The 18,248-nt window shown below is 65.8% G+C and carries 17 protein-coding genes; 9 read left to right on the forward strand and 8 right to left on the reverse strand.

What is annotated here, in order from left to right:
- Both ACYU8W_RS12980 and istB read left to right on the forward strand, forming a co-directional pair.
- Positions 1-573 (forward strand): Mu transposase domain-containing protein (locus ACYU8W_RS12980; protein WP_499469678.1); only part of this gene is annotated, 573 nt, incomplete at its 5' end.
- Positions 570-1,382, forward strand: a complete 813-nt coding sequence (gene istB / locus ACYU8W_RS12985) for an IS21-like element helper ATPase IstB (RefSeq protein ID WP_499469680.1) — start codon at positions 570-572, stop codon at positions 1,380-1,382. The genes ACYU8W_RS12980 and istB, both read left to right, overlap by 4 nt.
- Before the next feature lie 399 nt (positions 1,383-1,781).
- Here the strand turns inward: istB and ACYU8W_RS12990 are convergent, their stop codons facing one another.
- Complete coding sequence (locus ACYU8W_RS12990; RefSeq protein WP_499469682.1) at positions 1,782-2,162, reverse strand: hypothetical protein; 381 nt, start codon at positions 2,160-2,162, stop codon at positions 1,782-1,784.
- A 64-nt stretch (positions 2,163-2,226) separates the two neighbouring features.
- Between ACYU8W_RS12990 and ACYU8W_RS12995 the strand changes: the two genes are divergently transcribed.
- The 5 genes from ACYU8W_RS12995 to ACYU8W_RS13015 all read left to right on the forward strand — a co-directional run bounded on the left by ACYU8W_RS12995 (position 2,227) and on the right by ACYU8W_RS13015 (position 6,530).
- Positions 2,227-2,982, forward strand: coding sequence for an SIR2 family NAD-dependent protein deacylase (locus ACYU8W_RS12995; protein WP_499469684.1), 756 nt, complete (start codon positions 2,227-2,229; stop codon positions 2,980-2,982).
- 77 nt (positions 2,983-3,059) lie between these two features.
- Entirely contained in the window at positions 3,060-3,989 is a 930-nt protein-coding gene (locus tag ACYU8W_RS13000) for an ABC transporter ATP-binding protein (protein ID WP_499469686.1), read from the forward strand.
- Positions 3,986-4,903, forward strand: coding sequence for an ABC transporter permease (locus ACYU8W_RS13005; protein ID WP_499469688.1), 918 nt, complete (start codon positions 3,986-3,988; stop codon positions 4,901-4,903). Before ACYU8W_RS13000 ends, ACYU8W_RS13005 begins: the two co-directional genes overlap by 4 nt.
- Positions 4,900-5,814, forward strand: a complete 915-nt coding sequence (locus tag ACYU8W_RS13010; RefSeq protein ID WP_499469690.1) for an ABC transporter ATP-binding protein — start codon at positions 4,900-4,902, stop codon at positions 5,812-5,814. The genes ACYU8W_RS13005 and ACYU8W_RS13010 overlap by 4 nt, the downstream gene beginning before the upstream one ends.
- Entirely contained in the window at positions 5,811-6,530 is a 720-nt protein-coding gene (locus ACYU8W_RS13015) for an ABC transporter permease (RefSeq protein ID WP_499469692.1), read from the forward strand. The genes ACYU8W_RS13010 and ACYU8W_RS13015 overlap by 4 nt, the downstream gene beginning before the upstream one ends.
- 175 nt (positions 6,531-6,705) lie before the next feature.
- On the opposite strand, the gene ppsA is transcribed toward ACYU8W_RS13015, so the two are convergent.
- The 3 genes from ppsA to ACYU8W_RS13030 all read right to left on the reverse strand — a co-directional run bounded on the left by ppsA (position 6,706) and on the right by ACYU8W_RS13030 (position 11,412).
- Entirely contained in the window at positions 6,706-9,081 is a 2,376-nt protein-coding gene (gene ppsA / locus ACYU8W_RS13020) for a phosphoenolpyruvate synthase (protein ID WP_499469694.1), read from the reverse strand.
- Between the two features lie 35 nt (positions 9,082-9,116).
- Positions 9,117-9,950, reverse strand: coding sequence for a pyruvate, water dikinase regulatory protein (locus tag ACYU8W_RS13025; protein WP_499469696.1), 834 nt, complete (start codon positions 9,948-9,950; stop codon positions 9,117-9,119).
- A 190-nt stretch (positions 9,951-10,140) separates the two neighbouring features.
- Positions 10,141-11,412, reverse strand: coding sequence for an aspartate aminotransferase type Ic (locus tag ACYU8W_RS13030; RefSeq protein WP_499469703.1), 1,272 nt, complete (start codon positions 11,410-11,412; stop codon positions 10,141-10,143).
- A gap of 202 nt (positions 11,413-11,614) precedes the next feature.
- On the opposite strand from ACYU8W_RS13030, the gene ACYU8W_RS13035 reads away from it, so the two are divergent.
- Positions 11,615-12,463 (forward strand): hypothetical protein, encoded by an 849-nt coding sequence (locus ACYU8W_RS13035; protein ID WP_499469705.1) that lies wholly within the window; start codon positions 11,615-11,617, stop codon positions 12,461-12,463.
- 142 nt (positions 12,464-12,605) lie between these two features.
- The gene (locus tag ACYU8W_RS13040) at positions 12,606-13,496 is read left to right on the forward strand and encodes an endonuclease domain-containing protein (RefSeq protein ID WP_499469707.1); all 891 of its coding nucleotides are present in this window, start codon (positions 12,606-12,608) and stop codon (positions 13,494-13,496) included.
- A 160-nt stretch (positions 13,497-13,656) separates the two neighbouring features.
- On the opposite strand, the gene tuf is transcribed toward ACYU8W_RS13040, so the two are convergent.
- From tuf to rpsL, 4 genes are all read right to left on the reverse strand, one after another.
- Positions 13,657-14,853, reverse strand: a complete 1,197-nt coding sequence (gene tuf / locus ACYU8W_RS13045) for an elongation factor Tu (RefSeq protein WP_129626042.1) — start codon at positions 14,851-14,853, stop codon at positions 13,657-13,659.
- 105 nt (positions 14,854-14,958) lie between these two features.
- Complete coding sequence (gene fusA / locus ACYU8W_RS13050) at positions 14,959-17,073, reverse strand: elongation factor G (protein ID WP_499469709.1); 2,115 nt, start codon at positions 17,071-17,073, stop codon at positions 14,959-14,961.
- Positions 17,074-17,205: 132 nt separating this feature from the next.
- Positions 17,206-17,676, reverse strand: coding sequence for a 30S ribosomal protein S7 (gene rpsG, locus ACYU8W_RS13055; protein WP_129626038.1), 471 nt, complete (start codon positions 17,674-17,676; stop codon positions 17,206-17,208).
- On the reverse strand, positions 17,676-18,050 hold the full coding sequence (gene rpsL, locus ACYU8W_RS13060; RefSeq protein ID WP_129626036.1) for a 30S ribosomal protein S12: 375 nt from the start codon (positions 18,048-18,050) through the stop codon (positions 17,676-17,678). Before rpsL ends, rpsG begins: the two co-directional genes overlap by 1 nt.
- Positions 18,051-18,248 lie beyond the last annotated feature (198 nt).

Here is an 18,248-nt window from a genome sequence, read left to right on the forward strand (position 1 = left end):
AAGGGCGTGGTTGAGCGCCGCAACGGGTACTACGAGACCTCGTTCATGCCCGGCCGGTCGTTTGCGTCACCGGGCGACTTCAACTCCCAGTTCACTGACTGGCTCGCGATCGCGAACAGTCGGGTAGTGCGCACGATCAAGGCGAAACCGATTGAACGGCTCGACACCGATAAGGCAGCGATGCTTCCGTTGCCGCCAGTGTCGCCGGCGGTCGGGTGGTTCAACCGGGTCCGGTTAGGACGCGACTACTACGTCCGCGTGGATAGCAGCGACTACTCCGTTGATCCGGCGGTGATCGGCCGGTTCGTGGAGGTGAGCGCTGACCTTGGCCGGGTCGAGGTTCGGTACGAAGGACGCCTCGTCGCCACCCACGAGCGGGTGTGGGCACGCGGCATGACCATCACCGACCCGGCGCATGTCGCGACCGCATCGGTGTTGCGTGAGCAGTTCCAACGTCCACGTCCGGTCATTGATCCGGATGCCGGGTTGGTGCGTGACTTGGCCGACTACGACCGCGCCTTCGGACTCGTCAACGGCCCGTCCGGTGTTGTCGTTGGGGAGGTGGCGGGATGACCAGCAGCACAGGCAAGAAGAGCAACGTGAGCGAGGCGCTCAAGCAGCTGAGCTACCTGGCATCAGCACTGAAGGCGCCACGGATCATCGAGTCCGCTGCCCGTCTTGGCGACCACGCTCGGGACGCGAACTGGAGCCATGAGGAGTACCTCGCCGCGGTGCTGGACCGTGAGGTCGCCGCCAGGAACGCATCCGGTGCGCAGTTACGCATCCGGGGCGCTGGGTTCCCGGCCCGGAAGACGATCGAGGAGTTCGACTGGGACGCCCAACCCGGCGTCCGCCAGCAGATCGCCGCCTTGGCCACGGGTGGATTCTTGACTGAGGGCCGCAACGTCGTCTTGCTGGGCCCGCCCGGCACCGGTAAGACCCACCTGGCTACCGGTTTAGGGATCGCTGCAGCGAACCACGGGTATCGGGTGCTGTTTGCGACCGCGACCGAGTGGGTCACCCGGCTCACCGAAGCCCACCGCGCCGGGAAACTCCCCAACGAGCTAGCGAGGTTGCGGCGCTACGGGCTGATCATCGTCGACGAGGTCGGCTACCTGCCCTTCGAGCAAGACGCCGCGAATCTCTTCTTTCAGCTGGTCAGCAGCCGCTACGAACACGCCTCGCTGATCCTGACGTCGAACCTGCCGTTCAGTGGTTGGGGAGGAGTGTTCGGGGACCAGGTCGTCGCGGCCGCGATGATCGACCGCGTCGTGCACCACGCCGAGGTCCTGAACCTCAAGGGCGCGTCGTACCGACTACGTAACCGCGGCATCGACACCCTGCCCAGCGTCCGTGAGACCACCGACCAGCAGCCCGGTTAAGCTGCCCACACACCGTTCACTTTTCGAGCGTCGGAACCGACCAGAATTCGAGCGCCGTCGACAGCAACGATGCGCACCGTAGGTACAGATGCGCAGGCTACGTACAGGTGCCCACGCTGCATCCGGATGCGCACGTTATAACGTGCGCATCCGGACGTAACCCGGGCCTTTGTACGTAACCTGCGCAAACTTCGAACTCCCCGTCCCAGGTAGGTGACGTGGGCAAGCAGAGCCGCCGCACCCCGGTCCGTCCAAAGCCCGCTTGAAAACTCCACACCCCGGAAAGCCCGCCGCCGGAAGGCGATACGACACCGCCTGAGAACCCAGCACCACCGGGCCACACTCACGACGCCCGAGCAACCGCCTCGCGGACGAGGGTCGCAACGCGCCCAGGGATCTTCAGATCGGACCACACAACGCGGACGACGATCCAGCCGAGCGCAGGTGATCTTCGCGCTTCTTCTCCTGGAACACCGAGTCACCGAGACGGCGTGACTTCCCCGCGACCGTCCTCGACAGGTGCACCACCGACAGATCACGATCGATCGTCGGCAATTCCCAGTGGACGAGCGCCGACACGTGGCTGATGACCGCTCGGCCGGCGTACTCCCGTTTGTACGCGATCGCGCGAAGACGGTGAGCGTCCTCGTCGTCCGCAGCGGCGCGGGTGGCAAACCACCCTCGCCGCAGACGTGTCCATTCACCGGTCGCGACGAGTCGGCGCACGTCCCGGGCGCCGAGTCCACGCGACTGCACCTCTTCCCACGACACGACGTCCATCGGCACATGGTGCGCCCAATCCGCCGATCCTGCTGAGAGCCCTGTGGACAACTACCGTGAACGCATGACGAACGTGCTGGACGAAGTACTAGAGGTGGCCCGGGACGCGCGGCGGGTGGTGGTGCTCACCGGTGCGGGGATCTCGGCCGAGAGCGGGCTTGCGACGTTTCGCGACCCCGAGGACGGGCTGTGGAACCGCTACGACCCGATGCAGTTGGCGAGCATCGAGGCCTGGGACGAGGACCCGGAGATGGTGTGGGCCTGGTACCTGTGGCGGTTCGAGCGGCACCATCAGGTGGAGCCGAACGCAGGACACCGGGCGCTGGCCGACTGGGAGAAGGGGGCCGACGTCCTGGTGGTGACACAGAACGTGGACGACCTGCACGAACGCGGCGGCAGCAGCGACGTCGTCCACCTGCACGGCAACCTGTCGGCGTTCCGGTGCAGCGACTGCGAGCGTCCGTACACCGATCGCGTGGACGTGCCGCACGAGCCGGTCGAACGGCTCACTCCCCCGAGTTGTCCGGCGTGCGGCGGGCTGGTGCGTCCGGGCGTCGTGTGGTTCGGCGAGATGCTCCCGCCGGACGCGTTCGACCGGGCGGTCGAGGAAGTACAAGGTGCCGATCTGGTGCTCACCGTCGGCACCTCCGGCATCGTAGCGCCGGCGTCGCTGCTCCCGAGGTTCGCCGGGGCTCGGGGCGTGCCGGTGATCGAGATCAACCCGAATCCGACCGAGCACAGCGACGAGGTGACCCACGTCTGGCGGGCACCGGCAGCGAGCGCCCTGCCCGCGCTGGTGCAAGCGATCCGGGCGACCTGAGCGCGCCGTCCGGACGCTGTCGGTGAACGGGCATACGCTGCGGACGAATCGTTCCGGCTGATGAGGGGGTGCCGACGGTGCAACCCGCGCAGGGGTTCGTCATCGAGACGGACCGACTGACCAAGCAGTACCCCGGCGTGCGCGCCCTCGACGACCTGAGTCTGCGGATCCCCGCCGGTGTGACCGGAGTCGTCGGGGTGAACGGTGCCGGTAAATCGACCCTCATCAAGGTGCTGCTCGGGCTGCTTCCGGCGACCAGCGGATCCGCACGCGTCCTCGGACTCGACCCCGCTACGCAGGGTGCAGAGATCCGGTCGCGCGTCGGTTACATGCCCGAACACGACTGTCTGCCAGGCGATGTCAGCGCGGCCGACTTCGTGATGCACATGGCGTTGATGTCCGGGCTGCCCCGTACGGCCGCCCGTGAGCGCACGTCCGAGGTGTTGCGCCACGTGGGGCTGGACGAGGAACGCCACCGCGCGATGGGCGGCTACTCCACCGGCATGAAGCAGCGGGCCAAGCTCGCGCAGGCGATCGTGCACGACCCGAGCCTGGTCTTCCTCGACGAGCCGACCAACGGACTCGACCCGCGCGCCCGCGACGACATGCTCGACCTCATCGCACGGGTGGGCAGCGACTTCGGCATCTCGGTCGCGGTGACCAGTCACCTGCTCGGTGAGCTCGAGCGCACTGCCGACCACATCGTGGTGATCGACGCCGGCTGCCTGCTGCGCGCGTCCGCCACGTCCGAGCTCACGCACACGACCGGCACGGTGTTGGTCGAGGTGCTGGGTCCGGCGGGCAGTGACCGCCGGTTCGGGCAGGCGCTCGTCGACCACGGCCTGCAGGCCTGGCCGGCCGGCGAACAGGTGCAGGTGCGCATCGATCGTCCGGAGGCACTGGACGTCGTCCGCGATGTCGCCGTCGACCTCGGGCTCGGACTCGTGCGGGTGCAGGAGATCCACCACACCCTCGAAGAGGTCTTCCAACAAGGGGCTGACGCATGAGCACGCCGAGTCGCCAGGGCGTCATTCACGACCTGGGATATCGCGGATTCCAGGGACGCCGCCTGGGCACGGGTGCGATCCTGCGCGAACTGTTCACGGTCTCGCTCGGGCATGCGTTCGGCGTCGGTCGCTCCGGCAAGTCCAAGGTGATGCCCTGGCTGATCGCCGGCCTCATGCTCATCCCGGCGGTCGTGCTGGCGGGCATCATCGTCCAGCTCGGACGGATGTCGCTGACCGACCAGGCCGAGCTGTTCGCGCCCCTGTCCAACTACTTCGGCTTCCCGTACTGGACGCAGCTGTTGATCACGGTGTTCGTGGCGACGCAGGCGCCGGTGCTGTTCGCGCGCGACCTGCGGTATCGGACGATCGTGCTGTACTTCGCGCGTCCGGTGTCGCGGACGATGTTCGTGCTGACGCGGTTGGCCGCACTGGCCACCGCGATCTTCCTGGTCGTGGCCGTGCCGATGACCATCTGGTACGGCGTCGCGATGACCTCCGAACTCGACCGCGGGGTGCACACCCGCAACTACCTCTCCGCATTGTTCGGGGCGCTCTTGCTCGCGCTGATCCTGGCCGCGATCGCCGGGTTGGTGTGCACGCTGACGACGCGCTCCGGGCTCGCCGTCGCCGCGATGATCATCGTGCTGATGGTGACCTCGGGCATCGTCACCAGCGCGCTGAGCATCACCTACCAGAGCGAGCATCCCGCACGCGGGCAGATCCCGGCGTCATTCAATCCCTTCACCGCGGTCGCCGAACTCGTCGCCGGGCTCTTCGACCAACCGACGCCCAACCCGACCATCCCGAGGCCGACCGGAGTGGGAGTGCCTGCGGCCGCTGCGGTCTGTGTGGTGTGGGTGGTCGCACCGACCTTGCTGTTGATCCAGCGGATGCGAAAGGCGGCATCGCTGTGAGCGACCTTGTGCTGCAATCGGTTTCGCGGTGGTACGGCAACGTTGTCGCGGTCAACGACGTCTCCATGGACATCCGTCCCGGCGTCACCGGACTGCTCGGCCCGAACGGTGCCGGCAAGTCGACGTTGCTGTCGATGATGGCCGGACTCCTTGCTCCGTCGGCCGGCAGCGTGACACTCGACGGACGTCCGGTGCGCGGCGACGTCGGCATGTATCGCCACATCGGACTCGTGCCGGTGCAGGAACCGATGTACGACTTCCTCACCGGCGAGCAGTTCGTGCGGCTGAACGCCGACCTGCACCGACTCCCCCAAGCAGAGGCCGCGACCAAGCACGCGGTGGGGTTGGTCGCTCTGGCCGACGCGGCCGATCGCAAGATCTCGACCTACAGCAAGGGCATGCGCCAACGCATCAAGGTGGCCGCGGCGCTGGTCCACGATCCCGCGGTGCTGCTGCTCGACGAACCGTTCAACGGCATGGATCCGATCCAGCGGCGCTCGATGATGAGTCTGCTGAATTCGTATGCGGCACAAGGGCGCACGATCGTCTTCTCCTCGCACATCCTGGAGGAGGTCGAGCAATTGGCGCGCCAGGTGGAGGTAGTGGTCTCCGGACGGCACGCGGCGTCCGGAGACTTCGCGGCCATCCGACGGTTGATGACCGATCGTCCGAACCAGTACCGAATCCGTAGCAGCGACAACCGATTACTTGCGACCTTGCTGATGCGCGAAGACACCGTGCGCGGCGTCCGGGTCAATGGCGAGAAGTACCTCGAGGTCGAAGCCGACGACTTCGGACGCTTCGCGACGGTGGTCGCGAAACTCGCCCGTGATGCCGAGGTCCGACTCTTCGAACTGATCCCGACCGACGAATCGCTGGAAAGCGTCTTCAGTTACCTGGTGGGCCGATGAACATTCCGATCCTGCGCCTGGCCGTCCGCTCGTTGTTCGGGCGGGCCCGCGCCATCCTGCTGTTCCTCATCCCGGCGTTGTTGTTGCTGCTCGCCACACTGATCCGGGTCGCCGACGGTGACACCCTGTCTCCCGGCGATGCTCCCCTGGTGCTCGTGCGGACGTTCGGCATCGGCATCGTCGTGCCCGTCGTCGCGCTCATGGCGACCACGACGTTGATCAACTCCGAGTTCGATGACGGTTCGATCATCTACCTGCTGACCAAACCGGTGTCGCGGCTGTCGATCATCGCGACGAAGGCGTTCGTGGTGCTGCTGTGCATTCTGGTGTTCGCGGCGGTGCCGATGATGATCGCCGCGTTGATCATGGTCGGCGTGCAGGACGACCTCTGGCTCGGTGCGCTGCTCGGCGGCGTGACCGCTTCCGTCGCGTATGCCGGGATCTTCACCACGCTCGCGACCTTGCTGAACCGCAGCCTCGTCGGATGCCTGGTGTACTGGCTGGTCTGGGAAGCGAGCCTGACCTCGCTGATCTCGCCGGCGGCCTGGCTCTCGGCTCGCGCCTGGGGCACCAGTGTCCTGCACTCCGTCGCCGACGTGGGCCAGAAGGTGCACCCGCCGGTGTGGTTCGGGCTGATCGCCGCCGTGTTGTGCCTGATCGGCGGTGTGCTCATCGCCGGCCGCAAGCTGTCACACACCACGATCTCCGACGTCTGAGGTGCTCAATACGCCGGACTCAGTGTGCGGGCGTGTGGTTGGGGACGCTCCGCATTACTCGAACACCGCGACCCAGCCGCTGGTTGAGCCCGACGGATGAGCTTGCGAATCCGTATGCGCCGAAACCAACGTGAGGACCACGAGCACCCGACCACGCCGGCTCCGGCGTCGGTTATCAGGCCTTGACGTGCTTGGCCAGACGCAACCAGGTCTCGACGACGGTGTCGGGGTTCAGCGACATCGACTCGATGCCCTGGTCGAGCAGCCACTCGGCGAGGTCGGGGTGGTCGGACGGACCCTGGCCGCAGATGCCGACGTACTTGCCCTGCTCACGGCAGGCCTTGATCGCCATCGACAGCATCGCCTTGACTGCGTCGTCGCGCTCGTCGAACGAACCCGCCACCAGCGAGGAGTCACGGTCGAGGCCGAGAGTCAGCTGGGTCATGTCGTTCGAGCCGATCGAGAACCCGTCGAAGTGCTCCAGGAACTGGTCTGCGATGACCGCGTTCGAGGGCACCTCGCACATCATCACGACCTGCAGGTCGTTCTCGCCGCGCCTCAGACCATGCTGGCCCAGCAGCTCGATGACGCCCTTCGCCTCGGCGATGGTACGCACGAACGGAATCATGATCTTCACGTTCGTCAGGCCCATGTCCTCGCGGACGAACCGCAGCGCCTCGCACTCCATCGCGAAGCAGTCGGCGAAGTCCTTCGACAGGTACCGCGACGCACCGCGGTAACCGATCATCGGGTTCTCCTCGTGCGGCTCGTACGCCTCACCACCGAGCAGGTTGGCGTACTCGTTCGACTTGAAGTCGGACATCCGGACGATGACCGGCTCGGGCGCGAACGCCGCCGCCAGCATCGACACACCTTCGGCAACACGCTTGACGAAGAACTCGCGCGGGCTGTCGTACGCCGCGATCTGCTCCTCGATGGCCGCCTTCAGCTCAGGGTCCTGTTGGTCGAGTTCGAGCAGCGCCTTGGGGTGGATGCCGATCTGGCGGTTGATGATGAACTCCAACCGCGCCAGGCCGATGCCCTTGTTCGGCAGGCGGGAGAACTCGAACGCCTGGTCGGGCGTGCCGACGTTCATCATGACCTTGACCGGCAGCTCCGGCATCTCGTCCAGAGCAGTCGTGGTGACCTCGAAGTCGACCATGCCCTCGTAGACGAAACCGGTGTCACCCTCGGCGCACGACACCGTGACCTCGGCGCCGTCCGCAAGGTTGCGGGTCGCGTCGCCGGTGCCGACGACGGCCGGGATGCCGAGCTCACGCGCGATGATCGCGGCGTGGCAGGTGCGTCCACCACGGTTGGTGACGATCGCGCTCGCCTTCTTCATGATCGGCTCCCAGTCGGGGTCGGTCATGTCGGCGACCAGCACCTCGCCGGCCTGGAACTGCGCCATATCGTCGATCGACTTCAGGCTGCGGACGGCGCCGGCACCGATCTTCTGACCGATCGCGCGGCCCTCGATCAGCACGTCGCCGCGCGACTTCATCGTGAATCGCTCCAGTTGCGAACCGGATTCGCGCGACTTCACCGTCTCCGGACGGGCCTGGACGACGTAGATCAGGCCGTCGAGTCCGTCCTTGACCCACTCGATGTCCATCGGGCGGCCGTAGTGCTCCTCGATCTTCACCGCGTGACGGGCGAGCTCCTCGACGTCCGCGTCGGTGATGCTGAAGCGAGCCTGGTCGGCCGGGTCGACATCGACGGTTTCGATCGTGCGACCGACCGACTTGTCGTCGGTGTAGACCATCTTGATCGCCTTGCCGCCGACGCCGCGCTTGAGGATCGCGGGCTTGCCCGCCGCAAGCGCCGGCTTGTAGACGTAGAACTCGTCGGGGTTCACGGCGCCCTGGACGACGGCCTCGCCCAGACCGTAGGACGACGTGATGAACACGGTGTCCTTGAAGCCGGACTCGGTGTCGATCGTGAACATGACACCGGACGAACCGATGTCGGAACGCACCATCTTCTGGATGCCGGCCGACAGCGCGACGACCGAGTGCTCGAAGCTGTTGTGGACGCGGTAGGCGATCGCGCGGTCGTTGTAGAGCGAGGCGAAGACCAGCTTGATCGCGTGCAGGATGTTGTCGATGCCGTGGATGTTGAGGAAGGTTTCCTGCTGCCCGGCGAAGGACGCGTCCGGAAGGTCCTCGGCCGTCGCGCTCGAACGCACCGCCCAGCTGACCTCGTCCCCGTGCTCGCCGGCGAGCTTCTCGTAGGCCTGACGGATCTCGGCCTCGAGGTCGGTCGGGAACGGCTGCTGCTCGACCGCGCTGCGGATCTCGTTGCCGACGCGGGCGAGTTCACGAACGTCGTCGACGTCCAGCGTCTTCAGCATCCCGTCGATGCGCTCGGCCAGACCCGACTCGATCAGGAAGCGGCGGTAGGCGTCCGCCGTCGTGGCGAAACCGCTCGGGACGCGCACGCCCGCCTTGGACAGGTGCTGCACCATCTCACCGAGGGAGGCGTTCTTGCCGCCGACCAACTCGACATCGTGCATGCCGAGGTTCTCGTACCACTCGATGTTGCTGCTCATTGCAGGTCCTTCCGGAAGGGCCGTGTAAACGGTTGTCAGTGAACGCGATTGAGTTTGAGGGTCTGCATGATCACGGCCGCCATCTCCTCGATCGACATCGTCGAGGAGTTGATGAACGGGATCTTGTGCGCGCGAAACATCGCTTCCGCACGACGCAGTTCGAACAGGCACTGGGCCTGGGAGGCGTACTTGCTGCCCGGACGTCGCTCGTTGCGCACCGCGGACAGGCGGGCCGCCGTCGAGATCAGCCCGAAGCACTTGTCGGCGTACGGCGCGATCGGACGCGGCAGCTTGGCTGACTCGAGGTCTTCGTCGACCAGCGGGTAGTTCGCCACGAAGACGCTGTGCTGGAGGGCGAGGTACATCGTGGTGGGCGTCTTGCCGCACCGCGACGGTGCCAACAGGATGACCTCGGCCTTCTCGATCGCGCGGAAGCTGGCGCCGTCGTCGTGCTCGATGGCGTACTCGACCGCTTTCATGCGCGAGTCGTACCGGGCCTGGTCGCGGACGGCATGTGCCGAGCCACCCTTGTGCGCGGCCTCGGCGTGCAGCACCTTCTCGACCTCGTCCAGCTGTGAGCCGAACAGGTCGATGAACGCGCACTGGGTGCGCATGAGTTCGGAGCGGATCTGCTCGTCGGCGACAGTGGAGAACACCAGCGGAGTGACGGTGTCGGTCTTGGCCGCGTCCAGCATCTGCACGACCTCGCCGGCCGCTTCGACCGAGGTGATGAACGGGATCTTCTGCCGCACGAACGTCACGTTGGGGAACTGCTGAAGAATCATGTTTCCGAGGGTCTCGGCGGAGATTCCGGTACCACCGGCCAGGAAGAACGCCGGCGTCGGCTCCACGTGGCCCTGGTCACTCACAGGACACACTGTCCCACACCCTTTGTGGTATTGCCTACCGGGTCGGATCGTCAGAATGTCCCGACATTTCGGACGCGCTGCGTTTGTGGTGGCGTCGGTTTCGGGCGGTTTCGTATCGCCGGAGTAGGCGACCGTCACCGGGTCTCGAACGCGGCGCTCGCCCATGCTCGTGCAGCGTGTTGGGGGTAGCTCAATTCTTGGAGAGGTACTCCCCCGCCGCGAGCAGGACGCAGGTGGCCACGCCGTCGATCGCGACCTCGACCTCTTCCAACGGGGGCATGGTCGGGGCCAGGCGGATGTTCTCGTCGTCGGGGTCGGTGCCGAGCGGGAAGCTGGAGCCGGCGGGGGTCAGGGCGATGCCCGCTTCTTTGGCCAGCTGCACCACACGGGACGCGGTGCCGGGCAGCACGTCGAGGCTGACGAAGTAGCCACCGATCGGCTTGGTCCACTCGGCGATGTCGTGCTCGGCGAGGCGTTCGGTGAGGATGCGATCGACCGCCTCGAACTTCGGCGCGATGATCTCGGCGTGCTTGCGCATGTGCGCGCGAACCCCGTCGGCGTCCTTGAAGAACTCCGCGTGCCGAAGGTGGTTCACCTTGTCGGGGCCGATCGAACTCATCCCCAGGTGCTTGAGGAACCAGCCGATGTTCTCGGTGGACGCGGCCAGGAACGCGACGCCCGCGCCGGCAAAGGTGATCTTGCTGGTCGAGGCGAACAGGATCGGACGGTTCGGGTTGCCGGACGACGCGGCGAGCGACAACACGTCGACCGACTTGGTCTCGACGTCCGTGAGGTGGTGCAGCGCATAGGCGTTGTCCCAGAAGATCTTGAAGTCAGGGGCGGCGGTCGGCATCGCGAGCAGCTTCGCGGCGACCTCCTGGCTGACGGTGTCGCCGGTCGGGTTGGCGTACGTCGGCACGACCCACATGCCCTTGATGGACGCATCGTCCTTGACCAGCGCGGCGATCTTGTCGGCGTCCGGGCCGTCGGCGTTCATCGGGACGGTGACCATCTCGATGCCGAAGGAGTTCAGCAGCGAGAAGTGGCGGTCGTAGCCGGGCACCGGGCAGATGAACTTGATCTCGTCCTCGCCGCTCCACGGGCGCTCGCTGTCGACGGCGCCGTGCAACAAGCAGTCGACCAGCACCTGCTGCATCAGCGTGAGGCTGGAATTACCTTGCGCCACAAGCTGATCCACGCTCACACCGAGCAGTTCGGCGAAGATCTCGCGGAGCTCTGTGAGGCCGTGCAGTCCGCCGTAGTTACGGGTGTCGGTGCCATCGGCGGCCACGTAGCCGGTCGGCAGCTTCAGCAGTTCGTTCGACAGATCGAGCTGCTGGGCGGACGGTTTGCCACGGGTGACGTCCAGCTTCAGACCGCGCGACTTCAGTTCGTCGTACGCGGACTTCTGCGCCGTCATGAAGGCGGCGAGTTCTTCGGCGGACAGGTCGACAAGGGCCACAGCAGCTCCCGGATTGAGGTAACCAGACGGTCGCCCATTCTTCCAGCCCGCCCGACCCTGCCGTGCACGGGCTCGCGCGGTGAGATGACGATCGACGGTGCCGATGTCCCGGTCGGCGCGATCGTCTTGGAACCCGCTGCCGGGTGCCGCCGTCGCAACCACGGTTCACACCAATACAGCTGATCCTTAAGGGGGATTCGTCATGCGCACCACAAAGCGCGTCGCACTGTCCGCAATCGCACTGACCACCGCACTCGGCCTGACCGCGTGCAACAGCAAAGACGCACCGACCGCCACCAGCACGGCGTCCTCGGCGTCCTCGACGCCCTCGACCCCCGAGTCGCAGAACTCGTCCGACTCTTCGAGCACGACGTCGGAGTCGGCGTCGGAGACCTCACAGGGTGGCTCCGAGCAGGCCGGCGAGGAGAAGCCGACGTCCGAGCGTGAGGACAAGAACGACAAGTCCGCACTGGACGCCAGCGTAAGCGCCATCCCGTCCGGTCCGCTGACCAAGGCCGAGATCGTCAAGCTGGGTGGCTACCGCACCGCCGGCGGCGACCGCGGCGACTTCTACTCCGTGCTGCACGTCGACTCCTCGGGCCGCGGCCTGGTCGACATCGAGTACGTGCTGCTGGACGCGTCCGGCAACGAGGTCGGCACCGTGAAGGACAGCATCTCGGTCAACAAGGGCACCAACGTCATCAAGGTGACCCGCGCGAGCGGCGAGTTGCCGGCGTCGGCCAAGAAGGTGCGTCTGAAGATCACCAAGAACGCCGAGAACAGCTACGCGACCGTCACCGAGGTGGACCCGAACATGAAGGTCGCCCAGGACCCGGCGACCAAGACCGCCATCGTCTCGGGCCGGTACAAGACCGACGGCAAGGGCGGCAACACCTCGATGACCGCCATCTGCTCCGACGACCAGGGCGTTGTCCAGGCAGCCACCTCGCCGACCAAGCAGTTGCGCACGGACGGTTGGAACGATTATGAGGTGAAGTTCCTGATGGCCGTCGACAACTTCAAGCCGACCAAGTGCTACGTCGGTAGCTGATCGGCAATCCAAGTCGCGACGGTCGCGCTTTACGCCTGAGTACGGACACGTACTACGGCGTAACGCACGACCGTCGCGCTTTGGTGGTGGACGGTGTGGAGAACTCCGAAGCGACCGTCATGTCCGTGCCAAGGTCTGCCGCATGCACCAGGTGTTCACCCGCAAGGAAGCATTGGCCGCCGGGATCGAGGGGCGGCAACTGCGCGGCCGCCGGTACCGGGCGTTGTCGCGTGGTCTGTACTGCCGCGCCGACGCCGCACCGTCCGAGACACAGATCGTGGCCGCGTTGCTCCGCAAACTGCCGGCCGCGGAGTTCGCCTGTCGGCAGACCGCAGCCGTTCTGCTCGGCGCCGTCGTGCCGCGAAGCAGTGTTGTTCATCTCGGTTCCGTCGAACGACGAAGTTCGAAACGGGACGACGTGCAACTGCACTGGTATCGCAAGCCACCGACGCTGACCGAGCGAGGCGGGATCGACGTCACCAACGGAACACAGACATTCGCCGACCTGTCCACCGAGCTGCCGTTCGTCGACCTGCTCGTCCTGGGTGACTCGCTCGTGCACGCCGGGGCGATGACGATCGAGCAACTCGCCGAAACCAGCTTCGACCATCGCCCGCGTGCGTCGTCCGCGCGGGCGGTGGCGAGCCTCGTCCGTGCCGGGGTCGAGTCGCCGTACGAAAGCAGGACGCGGCTGCTGCTCGTGAGTGCCGGACTTCCCGAGCCGCTCGTCAACCACCCGATCCGGGACGACACTGGCCACGTCCGTCGGCGCATCGACCTGGCGTACCCGGAGTTCAAGATCGCGATCGAGTACGACGGACGCCATCACATCGAGCGTGAAGGCCAGTGGCGCAGCGACATCCGGCGGCGTGAGGAACTCGAGGCCGACGGATGGATCTTCATCGTCCTCACCAGTCGCGACATCCATCGCCAGCCGGCGGACGCCGTGCGTCGAGTGGCCGATGCGCTGAACCGGCGCGGTCACCCGACGTCCGTGGGCCACGTCGGTTGGCGCCGGCACTTCGCGAGCTGAGCCCGCACCGACGAACGATGGTCGCGCCTTACGCCCGAGTACGGACGCGTACTGCGGCGTAACGAGCGACTGTCGCGCCTTCGTGTGCGGGCATGACGAAGCCCCTCAGCCGCGAACGGCTGAGGGGCTTCGGTTCAAGCTGTGCCCTTGCGGGCGAGGATCACTTGGTGATCTTGGTGACGCGGCCTGCACCGACGGTGCGGCCACCCTCACGGATCGCGAAGCGAAGACCCTCGTCCATGGCGATCGGAGCGATGAGCTCGACCGACATTTCGGTGTTGTCGCCCGGCATCACCATTTCGGTGCCCTCCGGCAACTTCACGACACCGGTCACGTCCGTGGTACGGAAGTAGAACTGGGGACGGTAGTTGTCGTAGAACGGCGTGTGACGGCCACCCTCGTCCTTGGACAGGATGTAGACCGAAGCCTCGAAGTTGGTGTGCGGGGTGGTCGTGCCCGGCTTGGCGATGACCTGGCCGCGCTCGACGTCCTCGCGCTTGATACCGCGCAGCAGGAGGGCGGCGTTGTCGCCGGCCTGGCCGCTGTCCAGCATCTTGTTGAACATCTCGATCGAGGTGACCGTGGTCTTGACCGCAGCACCCTCACGAAGGCCGACGATCTCGACCTCCTCGTTGACGTTCAGCACACCGCGCTCGATACGACCGGTGACAACGGTTCCACGGCCAGTGATCGTGAAGACGTCCTCGACGGGCATCAGGAACGGCTTGTCGGTGTCGCGCTCCGGCTCCGGGATCGCCTCGTCGACGGCGTCCATGAGCTCCAGAACGGTCTTGCCCCACTCCTCGTCGCCCTCGAGCGCCTTCAGAGCCGAGACCTTGACGACCGGCAGGTCGTCGCCCGGGAACTCGTAGGAGGACAGCAGTTCGCGGACCTCCATCTCGACGAGCTCGAGGATTTCCTCGTCGTCCACCATGTCGGCCTTGTTCAGGGCGACAACGATGTAGGGAACGCCGACCTGGCGAGCCAGGAGGACGTGCTCCTTGGTCTGCGGCATCGGGCCGTCGGTGGCGGCGACCACGAGGATCGCGCCGTCCATCTGGGCCGCACCGGTGATCATGTTCTTGACGTAGTCAGCGTGACCGGGGCAGTCGACGTGCGCGTAGTGACGCTTTTCGGTCTGGTACTCGATGTGCGCGATGGAGATCGTGATACCGCGCTGCTTCTCTTCGGGAGCCTTGTCGATCTCGTCGAACGCGAACGCCGGGTTGACGTCCGGGTACTTGTCGTGCAGCACCTTCGAGATGGCAGCCGTCAGCGTCGTCTTACCGTGGTCGATGTGACCGATGGTGCCGATGTTGACGTGCGGCTTGGTCCGCTCGAACTTGGCCTTAGCCACTGCGGGTCCTCCTAAGGACTTGATTGCTGACGCCGGGGCGGCGTCGGTGATTACTTGATTCTGGTGGAAACTAGCGGGTCAACCGATGAAGGGACAAATCCCTTATCACTCGCCCCGGACCTTCTTGATGATCTCTTCCGCGACGTTCCGGGGAACCTCGGCGTAGGAGTCGAACTGCATCGTGTAGTTGGCGCGACCCTGGGTCTTGCTTCGCAGGTCACCCACATACCCGAACATCTCGGACAGCGGCACGACGGCGCGAACGACCTTCGCACCACTGACGTCCTCCATGGCCTGGATCTGGCCACGGCGGCTGTTGAGGTCGCCGATGACGTCGCCCATGTAGTCCTCGGGCGTACGCACTTCGACGGCCATCATCGGCTCGAGCAAGCAGGGGTCCGCCTTGCGGGCGGCTTCCTTGAATGCCATCGAACCGGCGATCTTGAACGCCATCTCCGAGGAGTCGACGTCGTGGTAGGCACCGTCGACCAGGGTGGCCTTGACACCCACGACCGGGTAGCCGGCGAGGATGCCGAGCTGCATCGCGTCCTGGATGCCGTGGTCGACCGACGGGATGTACTCGCGCGGGACGCGGCCACCGGTGACGGCGTTGTCGAACTCGTACAGCTCACCCTCGGCGGTGTCGAGCGGCGCGATCGAGATCTGCACCTTCGCGAACTGACCCGAACCACCGGTCTGCTTCTTGTGCGTGTAGTCGAACTTCTCGACCGACCGGCGGATGGTCTCGCGGTAGGCGACCTGCGGCGCACCGACGTTGGCCTCGACCTTGAACTCCCGCTTCATGCGGTCGACCAGGATGTCGAGGTGGAGCTCACCCATACCGCCGATGACGGTCTGGCCGGTCTCCTCGTCGAGGTGGACGGAGAAGGTCGGGTCCTCCTGCGCGAGGCGCTGGATGGCGGTGCCGAGCTTCTCCTGGTCACCCTTGGTCTTGGGCTCGATGGCCACGTGGATGACCGGCTCCGGGAACGTCATCGACTCCAGAACGATCTGCTCGCTCGGGTCGGACAGCGTGTCACCGGTGGTGGTGTCCTTCAGACCGATGGCGGCGTAGATGTGACCCGCCACGGCCTCGTCGACCGGGTTCTCCTTGTTGGCGTGCATCTGGAACAGCTTGCCGACGCGCTCCTTCTTGCCCTTGGTCGTGTTGACCACGGCGGAGCCGGCGGCGATGCGTCCGGAGTACACACGGATGAAGGTGAGCGAACCGAAGAACGGGTGCGCGGCGACCTTGAACGCCAGGGCCGAGAACGGAGCGTCCTTGGACGGCTCGCGGGTGATCTGGGTCTCCTCGTCGCCCGGCTTGTGGCCGATCATCGGCGGCACGTCGAGCGGCGACGGCAGGTAGTCGACGACGGCGTCCAGCATCGGCTGCACACCGCGGTTCTTGAACGCCGAGCCACACAGGATCGGGTAGACCTCGGAGTTGACGGTCAGCTTACGGATGCCGGCCTTGAGCTCGTCGATGGTGAGTTCCTCGCCACCGAGGTATTTCTCCATCAGGTCGTCGTCGGCCTCGGCGACGCGCTCGACGATGCGGTTGCGGTACTCCTCCGCCTTCGCCTGCATGTCGGCCGGGATCTCCTGGACCTCGTACTTCGCGCCCATGGTGACGTCACCCTTGGCGTCGCCCGGCCACACGAGTGCACGCATGTAGAGCAGGTCGACGACACCGATGAAGTCGGACTCCGAACCGATCGGCAGCTGGAGCACGAGCGGCTCCGCGCCGAGGCGGTCGATGACCGTCTGCACGGTGAAGTAGAAGTCGGCACCCATCTTGTCCATCTTGTTGACGAAGCAGACGCGCGGGACGTCGTACTTGTCGGCCTGGCGCCAGACGGTCTCGGACTGGGGCTCGACGCCCTCCTTGCCGTCGAACACGGCAACGGCGCCGTCCAGGACGCGCAGCGAACGCTCCACCTCGACGGTGAAGTCGACGTGACCCGGGGTGTCGATGATGTTGATCTGGGTGCCCTCCCAGAAAGAGGTCACAGCAGCGGAGGTGATCGTGATGCCACGCTCCTTCTCCTGCTCCATCCAGTCGGTGGTCGACGCACCGTCGTGGGTCTCACCGATCTTGTGGTTGACGCCGGTGTAGAACAGGATCCGCTCGGTCGTCGTGGTCTTACCGGCGTCGATGTGCGCCATGATGCCGATGTTGCGGACCTTGTTCAGGTCGGTCAGCACGTCCTGTGCCACGGTGTCTGCCTCGTTCTCTCGGTATCCCGAGTTAGGAGATGAGTTCTGGGGTGCCGGGCGGACCCGGCGGGTGGTGCATCAGGTGCACCCCTGGTGCGTGAGGCGGATAGCTGCCCCACGCACCGACGGGGATTACCAGCGGTAGTGAGCGAACGCGCGGTTCGACTCGGCCATCTTGTGCGTGTCTTCACGACGCTTGACGGCGGCACCGAGACCGTTGGACGCGTCCAGGATCTCGTTCATGAGGCGCTCGGTCATCGTCTTCTCGCGACGCTGACGGCTGTAGCCGACCAACCAACGCATGGACAGCGTGGTGGCGCGGCCCGGCTTGACCTCGACCGGAACCTGGTAGGTGGCGCCACCGACGCGGCGGGACTTCACCTCGAGGCTCGGCTTGATGTTGTCGAGCGCACGCTTCAGCGTGACGACCGGGTCGGTGCCGGTCTTCTCACGGCAGCCCTCGAGCGCGCCGTAGACGATGCGCTCGGCGATGGACTTCTTGCCGTCCAGCAGGATCTTGTTGACCAGCTGGGTGACGACCGGCGAACCGTAGACCGGGTCGACGACGAGGGGGCGCTTCGGAGCAGGGCCCTTACGAGGCATTACTTCTTCTCCTTCTTCGCGCCGTAACGGGAACGAGCCTGGTTGCGGCCCTTCACGCCCTGCGTGTCGAGGGCGCCGCGGATGATCTTGTAGCGGACACCGGGAAGGTCCTTCACACGGCCGCCGCGCACGAGCACGATCGAGTGCTCCTGCAGGTTGTGGCCCACACCCGGGATGTACGCGGTGACCTCGATGCCGGAGGTCAGCTTCACACGAGCGACCTTGCGCAGCGCCGAGTTCGGCTTCTTCGGGGTGGTGGTGTAGACGCGGGTGCAAACACCGCGTCGCTGGGGGCTGCCCTTAAGTGCCGGCGTGGTGACCTTGGTGGTCTTGTCCTGCCGACCCTTACGGACGAGCTGGTTGATAGTAGGCAACCTGTTCTCCGTACTGATTCGTAGTCTTGTCTGCTCGATCGCGCCCATGACGGACGCCGGTCGAACTCCTTGGATTGACCGCCCGCCACAACCCGAGGTCGGGAGTGTCGAAGCGGCGCTCTCCCCCGCACTTTCGCACTGCAATGATGCGAGCAGGCGACTGCCCGGCGAGAGCGTGTGGTGGGCCTGATGAACCCG

Source organism: Yimella radicis (genome assembly GCF_054778255.1).